General features: G+C 59.4%; 8 protein-coding genes. 4 read left to right on the forward strand and 4 right to left on the reverse strand.

The window, feature by feature from the left end; all coding sequences use genetic code 11:
* Nucleotides 1–302: 302 nt before the first annotated feature.
* From ACESWY_RS05850 to ACESWY_RS05865, 4 genes are all read right to left on the reverse strand, one after another.
* Entirely contained in the window at nt 303–1,334 is a 1,032-nt protein-coding gene (locus tag ACESWY_RS05850; protein WP_373093304.1) for a 3-deoxy-7-phosphoheptulonate synthase, read from the reverse strand.
* Between the two features lie 580 nt (nt 1,335–1,914).
* Nucleotides 1,915–3,771: an ABC transporter ATP-binding protein gene (locus ACESWY_RS05855; protein ID WP_373093306.1), complete on the reverse strand. Its 1,857-nt coding sequence runs from the start codon at nt 3,769–3,771 to the stop codon at nt 1,915–1,917.
* Nucleotides 3,771–6,140, reverse strand: a complete 2,370-nt coding sequence (locus ACESWY_RS05860; protein ID WP_373093308.1) for an ABC transporter ATP-binding protein — start codon at nt 6,138–6,140, stop codon at nt 3,771–3,773. Before ACESWY_RS05860 ends, ACESWY_RS05855 begins: the two co-directional genes overlap by 1 nt.
* Nucleotides 6,137–6,586, reverse strand: a complete 450-nt coding sequence (locus ACESWY_RS05865) for a MarR family winged helix-turn-helix transcriptional regulator (protein WP_373093310.1) — start codon at nt 6,584–6,586, stop codon at nt 6,137–6,139. The genes ACESWY_RS05860 and ACESWY_RS05865 overlap by 4 nt, the downstream gene beginning before the upstream one ends.
* A 252-nt stretch (nt 6,587–6,838) precedes the next feature.
* On the opposite strand from ACESWY_RS05865, the gene ACESWY_RS05870 reads away from it, so the two are divergent.
* From ACESWY_RS05870 to grcA3, 4 genes are all read left to right on the forward strand, one after another.
* On the forward strand, nt 6,839–7,588 hold the full coding sequence (locus ACESWY_RS05870; RefSeq protein ID WP_006234857.1) for an SDR family NAD(P)-dependent oxidoreductase: 750 nt from the start codon (nt 6,839–6,841) through the stop codon (nt 7,586–7,588).
* A 108-nt stretch (nt 7,589–7,696) separates the two neighbouring features.
* Entirely contained in the window at nt 7,697–8,716 is a 1,020-nt protein-coding gene (locus tag ACESWY_RS05875; RefSeq protein ID WP_230318716.1) for a 2-keto-3-deoxygluconate permease, read from the forward strand.
* 465 nt (nt 8,717–9,181) lie between these two features.
* On the forward strand, nt 9,182–11,233 hold the full coding sequence (pflB, locus tag ACESWY_RS05880; protein ID WP_195445630.1) for a formate C-acetyltransferase: 2,052 nt from the start codon (nt 9,182–9,184) through the stop codon (nt 11,231–11,233).
* Between the two features lie 85 nt (nt 11,234–11,318).
* Entirely contained in the window at nt 11,319–11,570 is a 252-nt protein-coding gene (grcA3, locus tag ACESWY_RS05885; RefSeq protein WP_006234861.1) for an autonomous glycyl radical cofactor GrcA3, read from the forward strand.
* The last annotated feature ends 64 nt before the right edge of the window (nt 11,571–11,634 follow it).

Consider the following 11,634-nt stretch of genomic DNA (forward strand, 5'->3'; position numbering starts at 1 on the left):
TGCTTGGCCTCCTGCAAAAAGCCTACTCACTTGGTTTTTCTGCTAGAAGACCGCCACGAGGGAAGGCAACTCCCCCGGGTAGTCGTTGGGGACGTTCTTAAACGACTAGTCAAACAAGAACGTCCCCAATGACTACCCCAAGGAATGTCCCTGACTGCCGGCAGAAAAGGAGCGTCCCTAACTGCCACATCAAACGAAAGGGCGCCGACCTTCTGGTCGCGCCCTTGAAGTTGAACGTCAGATTGTCCAGGTGCGGCCCGCGCAGCGTCGAGCCGTTACGGCGTTTGGTAAAACGCCGTAACCTACACCCGCTCCGCGATCTCGTGGATGAGGTAGTCGGTCTTTTCCCAGCCCAGGCACGGGTCGGTGATCGATTTACCAAAGACGCCGCCGTCGACCGGCTGGTTGCCGTCCTCCAGGTAGGACTCGATCATAAAGCCCTTGACTAGCTTGGAGATGGACTCGTTGCGGCGGCAGCTGTCGAGCACCTCCTTGCAAATGCGATACTGCTCCAGCGGACGCTTGCCCGAGTTGTCATGGTTGCAGTCGATGACCGCTGCCGGATTGGCGTAGCCGGCATGCTCGGTATAGCGCTCGGCCAGGCGTTCCAGGTGCTCGTAGTGGTAGTTGGGGTAGGTGCGCCCATCGAGACCGATGTAGCCACGCATAACGGCGTGCGCGAGCGGATTGCCGTCGCACTCGACCTCCCAGTTGCGGAAGATGAAGCTCTGGTGCGCCTGTGCGGCGTAAATGGAGTTGAGCATGACGGTAGTAGAGCCGGCAGTGGGATTCTTCATGCCGACGGGTACCGAAATGCCGCTCGACACCAGGCGATGCTCCTGGTTTTCGACCGAGCGTGCGCCCACGGCCACATAGCTCAGCAGGTCAACGAGGTACTGGTAGTTGGACGGATAGAGCATCTCGTCGGCGGTGAAGAAGCCCGTTTCCTCAATAACGCGCAGGTGCATATGGCGGATGGCCTTGACGCCCTCGAGCAGGTCGTCGGGAGCCTCGGGGTTGGGGTTGTGCAGAAGACCCTTGTAGCCGGTGCCCTTGGTACGCGGCTTATTGGTGTAGACGCGCGGAATGATGATGAGCTTGTCCTTGACCTCCTCGGCGGTCTTGGCCAGTCGGTTCATGTACTCAAGCACTGAATCCTCGCGGTCGGCAGAGCACGGGCCGATGATGAGCACCTTACGTGCGTCCTCGCCGGTAAAGACTTTGGCGACCTCGGCGTCAAATGCCTGCTTTTTGGCGGTAAGGTCGGCAGAAAGTGGCATTTCCTCGCGGATCTCCATGGGTATCGGCAGCCTGCGTTTGAATTCCATGGCCATAGGGGCCTCCTCAATCTATAGAAAGAGCAATAAGCGTATTGTCGAATGCTCGGCATTATCCGCTGTCGCACGCTAAAGTGCAAGCCTTTGTCACCCCGAAACCTACCAAAAAGGGACAGGTTTATTTTGGCAGGTTTTATCTGGGCAAACGTCGGCGAATGCCGGGAGGGAGCGGCGCCGCGCGGGACCCTAAGGCTGTTGTCAGTTCCCCAGGAAATGCCCTGTGGGCAAAAAATGCCAAATATGAGTACGGTTGCTATCTTAGTATCATATTGCCTTCGCAAAATAATAGACATAACAGCAAAATATGTTTATTAACGCAAACACATATAAGTCCGCTATAGGGCTGTTTGATCAATTTAGGGACGCGTGTAAGCCGTGAAAACGGCATTTGGGGCTGTTTTGGCTGTTACTAAAAAGGTAACAGTACTCATATTTGCCCTTTTTTGCCCACGGGGCCTCGAAGGGGCTGCCAATCAGGTCCCAGGGGAGACGGTTTGAGGGCCGCAGAGCAAAAACGGGGGCGCAGGCTGTCCTGCGCCCCCGTTTTCTGGGCATTGCGGTTGTTTGCCGCCGGTTGTTACGCCGCCTCGTCGAACTGCGAGTTATACAGGTCGGCGTAGAAGCCACCCTGGGCGAGTAGCTCGTCGTGTGTGCCCTTCTCGACGATGTCGCCGTCGCGAATTACCAAGATTACGTCGGCGTTGCGGATCGTGGACAGGCGGTGCGCGATGACAAAGCTCGTGCGGCCCTGCATCAGCGCATCCATGGCGCGCTGAATAAGCTCCTCGGTGCGGGTGTCGACGTTGGAAGTCGCCTCGTCCAAAATCAGCGCCGGACGGTCGGCCAAAATGGCACGGGCGATGGTCACGAGCTGGCGTTGACCCTGCGACAGGTTAGTGCCCTCTTCGTTGATCATAAAGTCGTAGCCGCCGGCGAGCGTATGGATAAAGTGGTCGCAGCGTGCGGCGCGTGCGGCGGCCTCGACCTCGGCGTCGGTCGCATCGGGGCGTCCGTAGCGGATGTTTTCGCGGATGGTGCCGTTAAACAGCCAGGTGTCCTGCAACACCATGGCAAACTCGCCGCGCAGCGCCGCGCGGTCCCAGTCGCGCACGTCGACGCCCTCGACGCGCAGCGAACCGCCGTCCACATCGTAGAAGCGCTGCAGCAGCTTGATGAGCGTGGTCTTGCCGGCGCCGGTGGGGCCGACGATGGCGATGGTCTGGCCGGGTTGCGCCTCGCAGCTAAAGTCGTGGATGATGGTCTTGTCGGGCGTATAGCCAAACTTGACGTGATCAAACTCCACATGGCCGGGGCGCTTTTCGGGAATCTGCGCGTCGGCTTTCTGCTCCTCCTCGGGCGCGGCCAGGAACTCAAAGACGCGCTCGGTGGCGGCGGCCATCGACTGCATCGTGTTGCTCACGTTGCCCAGCTGCTGCACGGGTTGCGTAAAGTTGCGAACGTACTGGATAAAGCTCTGGATGTCGCCGGGCGTGGCATTGCCGGTCAGCGCGAGCTGTGCGCCCACCACGACGACGCCCACGTAGCCCATGTTGCCCACCAAACTCATGAGCGGCATCATCAGGCCCGACAGGAACTGCGAGCGCCAGCCACTAATAAAGAGGCGGTCGTTTTGGCGGTCGAATTCCTCGATCGAGGCCTCGGCGCGGTCGAACACCTGAATGACGTTCTGGCCGGCAAAATCCTCCTCGATAATGCCGTTGACGGCGCCCAGAACCTGCTGCTGCTCGCGGAAGTACGGCTGCGAGAAGTGAATCATCACGGTCAGGATAATCGCAGCGGCCGGCAGCGTGAGCACGGTGACGCCGGTGAGCGGCAGGCTGATCGACAGCATCATGACGAGCACGCCGATAATCTGCGTCACCGACGTGATGAGCTGGGTCACGCTCTGGTTGAGCGACTGACCCAGCGTATCGACGTCGTTGGTGATGCGGCTGAGCACATCGCCCTTGCTGTGACCGTTGAAGTAGCTCATCGGAACGACAGCGATCTTGGCGGCGATCTCCTTGCGCATGCGATAGCAGATCTTTTGCGTGACGCCGGTCATGAGCCAGCCTTGGATCAGGCTGCAGACAGAGCTCGCCAGATACAGGCAGAGCAAAAAGCCGAGCGTCTTGGCGATCCAGTCAAAGTCAACGTCGCCGGTGCCGTTGACCTTGGCGACCAGGCCTTCGAACAGCTTGGTCGTAACCTGGCCGAGCACCTTGGGTCCCACAATGTTAAAGATGACCGAGCACACGGCAAAGGCGACGGCGGCAAACACGGCAATCTTGTGCTGGCCGATATAGCCGAGCAGCTGCCTCATGGTGCCCTTAAAGTCCTTGGCCTTTTCGCCGCGACGCATGCCGCCCATGCGGCCCATGGGACCACGCTGGCGGGTGGGCTTGGGAATCTGAGTCTTGGTCTCGTCTGCCATTAGCGCTCGCCTCCTTCCATGACGGCTGCAATTTCTTCTTGGGTAAGCCCCAGCTCCTCGGCGGAAAGCTGCGACTGTGCGATCTCCAGGTACGCCGGGCAGCTGCGCAGCAGCTCCTCGTGCGTGCCGGTGCCCACTACGTGGCCGTCGTCGAGCACGATGATCTGGTCGGCGTGCATGATGGTCGCGATGCGCTGGGCCACGACCACGAGCGCGGCGTCGGTAACGTTTTTGGCCAGCTCCTCGCGTAGGCGCGCGTCGGTCTTGTAGTCGAGGGCGCTAAACGAGTCATCGAACACCACGACCTCGGGCTTTTTGGCCAACGCGCGGGCGATGGCCAGACGCTGGCGCTGACCACCCGAAACATTGGAGCCGCCCTGGCTGATAGGGGAGTCGTAACCGTCTTCGCGCTCGGCGATAAAGTCCTCCGCCTGGGCGACGCGTGCTGCCTGGCGCATATCCTCGTCACTCACCATGTCGCCGGCAAACTTGAGGTTGCTCTCGACGGTACCCGAGAACAGACGACCCTGCTGCGGAATATAACCGATGCGGCGGCGCAGCTCGGAAAGGGTCATGTCGCGCACGTCGATGCCGTCGAGCGAAATGCTGCCGCCCGTGACGTCGTACAGGCGCGGGATGAGCTGCACAAGCGTGGACTTGCCCGAGCCCGTGGAGCCAATAATGCCGAGCATCTGACCGGCATGCGTGGTGAAGTTCACGCCGCTAATGACGTCTGCGCGGGCATCGGGATACTGGAAGCTCACGTCACGGAAGGTGAGCTCGCCGCGCGGCGCGCTGGCAGCGGGCAGTTTGGGCGAGGCGGGGTCGTTGATGCTCGTGGGGCAGGTGATGACCTCTTCCACGCGCTCGGCTGCGACCTCGGCGCGGGGCAGGATGACCGAAACCATGGTGAGGATCATAAACGCCATGACGATCTGCATGGTGTAGGAGATGAACGCCATCATGTTGCCGACCTGCATCACGCCGTCGGACACGCCCTGCGCGCCAAACCAGACGATAAGCACGGTGATGCAGTTCATGACGAGCATCATGAGCGGCATCATGAAGCTCATGGCGCGGTTGGTGTAGAGCTGCGTGGTCATCAGGTCGAGCGAAGCCTTGTCAAAACGCTCGAGCTCATGCTCCTCGCGGTTGAACGAGCGGATGGGCATAAGGCCGTCGAGCAGCTCGCGGGCGGTAAGGTTCACGCGGTCCACAAAGCTCTGCATCTTTTTGAACTTGGGCATGGTGAGGCCCATGAGCACGCCGACGACGGCCGAGACCGCGATGATGGCCACGGCGATGGTCCACTCTAGGCCGGTATGGTTGGCCAGGACGCGCATGACGGCGACGATGCCCATGACGGGGGCCATCAGACACATGCGGATAAACAGGGTTGCGGCCATCTGGATCTGCTGAATGTCGTTGGTACAGCGGGTGATGAGCGAGGCCTGGCTAAACTTGCCCACTTCGGCCGGCGAGAAGTGCATAACCTTGTTGAAGGTCTCGCGGCGCAGGTCGCGGGCGATGGAGCAGGCGGTGCGCGAAGCCACGGCACCGGTCAGGATGGTGGCGACGAGCGAGATTAGGCACAGACCAAACATCGTGGTCGCCATGCGGCCCAGGTAGGCGTTCTGCACGTCGGCGGGGTCGATGCCCTGCGCCTTGTACTCGTCTTGCACATAGCTCACGGCGCGTTGGGTCACGATGGAGCCCGACATGGAGCCCATTTTGTCCGCCATATCGTTGGCGCCCTCGACGAGCTTGCCCTGGTCGATTAGGCCGCCTTCAACGCCTAGACGCAGGCTCTTCATGGTGATCTTGCCACCGTCGGCATCAATCTGTTTTTGCATGTTCTGCGCCGCAGCGGCCTTCTGCTGCATCTCGGCGAGTTGCTCGGGCGTCATCGCCGCCATCTGCTCGGGCGTGGGCATGGCCTGAGCGGCGCCGCCATCGCTTGCCTCGGTAGATGCGCCGGTCATGTCGCCCATGGAGTTGGCATCGATGCCCTGGTTGAACGAAAGGACGACAGTCTCGGGGAGGCTCATGATGTCGGCAATCTTGCCGCCGTCGGCGCGCTCCTCCTCGGTGCCCTTGTACGTTCGAATGCCGTTATTGTCCGCCTTGCCAAACACGGCCTCCACAGCTTTGGCGTCCTTGGTGCTCATAAAGAGTTCGAGGTCGTCGAGCGATTTGGCGCGAATGGTGTCGGGCACGGGCGAGGCGATGCCGCCTTGCTGCACGCCCACGTCGACGATGTCGCTCATATAGGTAGGCAGTGCCAGATCGGCGTTGCAGCTGATTACGATAAGTACGATAGCTGCAAACAGTGCCGGGACATGTTTTTTAAAGAGCTTGAGAATCCTCACTCGGCATCTCTCCTTTCTTGATTGCGGTCGATAATTTCGTTGGCACGTCTAAGAAGGCGCACCATCTCTTGGGTATCTGTTTCGCCAAGCTGCTCGAGGAAGGCCGCGGTGCGGTCCTCGAATTCCCGACGTTTGATTTCGAGATCCTGGAATCCTTTGTCGGTCACCGTGACGTGTACGCGACGACGGTCGGTCTTTGAGTGCTCGCGCTCGATCCAGCCCTTGGCCTCGAGGGCGCGCAGGATATTGGCGATGCGGGCGCTCGAGACCCAGGCACGATCGGCGAGTTCGCTCGGCGTGAGCGAGCCGCCGGCGCGCATGAGGGCGCGCATGACGGCCATCTCGCCGCCGAGGGCTTTGTCCGCAAAGCGCGAAATGCGCTGATGCATGCTGCCGAACTCGGTAAGGAGCTGACTCCCAAGCTCACGGAAATCGGTATCTTCCACCGAAAACCCCTAACACTAGAAACTATTTTCGGTGGAAGATGATACCCCAATACGCGGGCCTCATACAGTGGGCAATATTAAGAGCTCATTAAGACTTAAAATCATTCAATTGATGAAGCGTTTCAAATAACTATTATACACGCGGTTAGGCGAGGGGTTGTCACCACCATGACGACTGGGACTCATATAATCGCCACGTGCGATGCTCCAACTTCCCGCAAGGAGACACCTAAATTAAAGGGGGATGGAGTCATGGCATTTGACTTCACGGGCAAGACCGCGATTGTCACGGGCGGCACTCAGGGCATTGGCCTCGAGATCGCCAAGGGCATCGTCGCGGGCGGCGGACACGTCGCGCTCATCGCAAGGAACGCTGCTAAGGGCGAGGCCGCGGTGGCCGAGCTTGGCGAGGGCAACAAGTTCTATCAGCTCGATGTCGCTGATGCACCCAAGGCGCGCGAGACCGTCGAGCAGATTTTTACGGACCTGCCGCAAACCAACATCCTGATCAACTGCGCCGGTGTCATCAGCACCAAGAAGTTCGACGAGATCGATGACACCGAGTGGCGCCGCACTATCGATATCAACCTCAACGGTACCTTCACTATGATGAACGCCGTGTACCCGCACTTTAAGGCGGCGCATGCCGGCACTATCGTCAACGTGAGCTCCGTTGCTGGCAAGATCGGCGGCGGCCTGCTTGGCACCGCTGCCTACGCGAGCTCCAAGGCCGGTGTCAACGGCCTTACCAAGGCGGTCGCCAAGGAGGGCGGCAAGTTTGGCGTTCGCTGCAACGCCGTGTGCCCGTCGCTCACGTTGACCGATATGACCTCGATTCTCTCTGACGAGAACTCTCAGCGCATCATCAACGGTATTCCTCTGGGCCGCGCTGCCCAGGCCAGCGAGCCTGCGCAGATGGTGCTGTTCTTCGCTTCCGACCTCGCCAGCTTCGTGAACGGCGAGATCGGTGACTGCGACGGCGGCATCGTCCTGGACGGGTAATACCCCGCGATGATTATTCGGCGACGGCTCCTGCGACTCGGGACCGTCGCCTTCTTTCTGACATAGGCGCGTGCGGCTACGATTCGCATGCATCCAAAGGAGATATATATGAGTGAATCGACTGCGGTGGAGGCGCCGGCGGCAAAGGAGCCGTTCTTTAAGATGTCCTCCATCCCGGGTGCCAATATTTTGGTGCCGCTTTTGCTGGGCTGCCTGCTCAACACGCTATTCCCCGACCTGTTCAAAACGCTCGGCAGCTTTACGCTTGGTATGACCCAGCAGGGCGCAGGCCCGCTCGTGGGCGCTTTTTTGCTCATCGTCGGTACGACGATTTCGTTTAAGAGTGCTCCTGCCGCCGCTGCACGCGGCGCCATCATCATCGCCGTCAAGCAGATCGTGGTCGTTGCCGTGTCGCTGCTCATCCTTTATGTGTTCAACGACAACCTGTTTGGCATCTCTGCTATGGTGATGCTGGCGGCTTGCACCGGCGCCAACAACGCTATGTACGCTGGTCTGATGGGCACCATGGGCAATGAGGCCGAGCGTGGCGCCGTCGCCATCACCACGCTGGTTGTCGGCCCTCCGGTCACGATGATCGTGCTCGGCGCTGCCGGTCAGGCTCCGATCGGCTGGTCGCTCGTGGGCGCCATCCTACCGATCGTCGTCGGCATTATTCTGGGCAACCTCTTCCCGAGCTTTAAGAAGATGATGGCACCGGCACTTTCCGCCGTCATCGTGCTCGTCTTCTTTGCCATGGGCTCGACCATGACCTTTGGCCAGCTCATTAATGGCGGTCTCCCCGGTATTCTGCTCGGCGTGATCTGCTCGGTGGTCTTTGCAATTCCCGTTATCGCGGTCGATAAGCTCACGGGCGGTACGGGTGTCGCAGGTGCGGCCATTTCGAGCTGCGCCGGAGCCAATGTGGCCACGCCTGCTGCCATGGCAAGCGTCAACGAGGCCTTGTATGGCGGTGCGGTGCTCGCGACGGCTACGGCACAGGTTGCTGCCTGCGCAATCGTGACGGCTATTTTGACCCCGCTGGTCACCAGCTGGTGCTACAAGCATTTTGAGGGCCAGGGCAACGGCGATAGCAAGACAACGACCGACAAGGCCGCCGCAGCCGCCTAATGCCAAGCGGCAATCAAAGCTAAAAACTAGCTACGCCACAGGGCGGCCACGGGGAATCCCGTGGCCGCCCTGCAGTTTCTGTAGGGTCTCTGGGACACTTTACCCTGATAAAGCTGGCATAACAGCTAGAGTGAACGTCGTACAAAGGCAAGGAAAAAACCAAACAAATCGGTGAACGGTAGTTGTTCACGCTCGCATTTCCTGCGGATTTGTTAAAAACGTCCTAATGGTATAAAAAAAGAAACATATAATAGCCATGATGAAGGGGGTGGCTATGTTATCCTTCTCAAACGGGTGAAATCTTGGGTTTTGGGTTGTAGTTCCAAGGTGGATAAACGTTTTCCCTACACCAACGTGTGGTGAAGAACGGAAGAAGCCGGTAGTGCAAGCCGAACATTCAAGAATTCAATAAGCAGCGGTGTGAGAGAGCGCCGCATTACACGTAACTAGGAGCGTGGTTACACAATGCAGGAGGCATGGGAAGGCTTCAAGGAAGGCATTTGGACGGGAGAGGTTGACGTCCGAGACTTCATCCAGAAGAACTACACCCCCTACGAGGGCGACGAGTCGTTCCTCGCCGGCCCGACCGAGCGTACCAAGGAGCTGTGGGGCGAGGTTCTCGACCTGCTGCTTAAGGAGCGCGAGCAGGGCGGTGTCCTCGATATGGACACCAAGATCGTTACGGGTATCGTGAGCCACCCCGCTGGCTACATCGATAACGCCCACCGCGAGAAGGAGACCATCGTCGGCCTCCAGACCGACAAGCCGCTCAAGCGCGCTCTGCACGTCAACGGTGGTATCCGCATCGCTTGCCAGGCTGCCAGCCAGCACGGCTATAAGGTCGACGAGAACGTTGTCGAGCGCTACACCTTCGAGCGCAAGACCCACAACGCCGGTGTCTTCGATGTCTACACCCCCGAGATGCGTGCTTGCCGCTCGGCCCACATCATCACCGGTCTGCCCGATGGCTATGGCCGCGGCCGCATCATCGGCGACTACCGTCGTGTTGCCCTGTACGGTGTCGACTACCTGATCAAGGACAAGGAGGCCCAGAAGGCTTCCACCCCGACGGTCATGACCGCCGACAACATCCGCGATCGTGAGGAGCTGCAGGAGCAGATCCGCGCCCTCGGCGAGCTTAAGATGATGGCCGAGACCTATGGTTTCGATATTTCCAACCCTGCTACCAACACGCAGGAGGCCATCCAGTGGATGTACTTCGCCTACCTCGCTGCCGTTAAGGAGCAGAACGGCGCCGCTATGTCCATCGGCCGTACCTCCACGTTCATCGACATCTACGCTGAGCGCGACCTTGCCAACGGTACCTTCACCGAGGAGCAGATCCAGGAGTTCGTGGATCACTTCATCATGAAGCTCCGCATGGTCAAGTTTGCCCGTACCCCCGAGTACCAGGCCCTGTTCACCGGCGATCCGCAGTGGGTCACCGAGTCCATCGGCGGCATGGGTGTTGACGGCCGTACGCTCGTTACCAAGATGAGCTACCGCTACCTGCACACGCTCGAGAACATGGGCACCAGCCCCGAGCCCAACATGACCGTTCTGTGGTCGACCCGTCTGCCCGAGAACTTCAAGAAGTTCTGCGCCAAGACTTCCGTCGCCAGCTCCTCGATCCAGTACGAGAACGACGACCTCATGCGCGTCTATCACGGCGACGACTACGGCATTGCCTGCTGCGTGTCCTCCATGCGCATCGGCAAGGAGATGCAGTTCTTCGGCGCTCGCGCCAACCTGGCCAAGTGCCTGCTGTACGCACTCAACGGCGGTGTTGACGAGGTCTCCAAGAAGCAGGTCGGCCCCAAGTATCGCGCCGTCGAGGGCGATACGCTCGATTACGACGACGTTGTGGCCAAGTACAACGACATGATGAAGTGGCTTGCTGGCGTGTACGTCAACTCGCTGAACATCATTCACTACATGCACGACAAGTACTGCTACGAGCGCATCCAGATGGCTCTGCACGACAAGCACGTGCACCGCTGGTTCGCTACGGGCATCGCTGGCCTTTCCGTCGTGGCTGACTCCCTGTCCGCCATCAAGTACGCCAAGGTTCACCCCGTCCGTGATGAGAACGGCATCATCGTCGACTTCGAGACCGAGGGCGAGTTCCCCAAGTACGGTAACGACGACGACCGCGTCGACCAGATCGCTCACGACGTTGTGCACCAGTTCATGGAGTACATCCGCATGAACGACACCTATCGCAACTCCGTGCCCACGACCTCGGTTCTGACCATTACCTCCAACGTCGTGTACGGTAAGAAGACCGGCTCCACGCCCGACGGCCGCAAGGCTGGCCAGCCGTTCGCCCCGGGTGCTAACCCCATGCACAAGCGCGATAGCCACGGCGCCATCGCTTCGCTGTCTTCGGTTTCCAAGCTCCCGTTCCGCGATGCTCAGGACGGCATCTCCAACACCTTCTCCATCATCCCGAGTGCGCTCGGCAAGGAGGATCAGGTGTTCTTTGGCGATATCGACCTTGATCAGCTGGGCGAGTAACTATTGTTAGTGCTATACTAACAATAACGATTACTGATTAGTGCGCCGGTTTCGGCCGGCGCCTATCGATCGAAGGAGACACATTATGAAGGTTTCTGAAGTTTCCGAGACTCAGGCCGATAACCTGGTCCACATGCTCGACGCTTACGCCGAGAAGGGTGGCCACCACCTGAACATCAACGTCTTCAACCGTGAGACGCTGCTCGACGCTCAGGCTCACCCCGAGAAGTATCCGCAGCTGACCATCCGCGTTTCCGGCTACGCCGTGAACTTCCACACGCTCACCAAGGAGCAGCAGGACGAGGTCATTGCGCGTACCTTCCACGACAAGTTCTAAAGGGTTCAACTCCTGTAGGATTACTGGGGCCGGTTTTGGGTTATTTCCCAAAACGTCCTCGGGC

It is taken from the genome of Collinsella aerofaciens ATCC 25986, assembly GCF_964237925.1.
Lineage (GTDB): Bacteria > Actinomycetota > Coriobacteriia > Coriobacteriales > Coriobacteriaceae > Collinsella > Collinsella aerofaciens_BJ.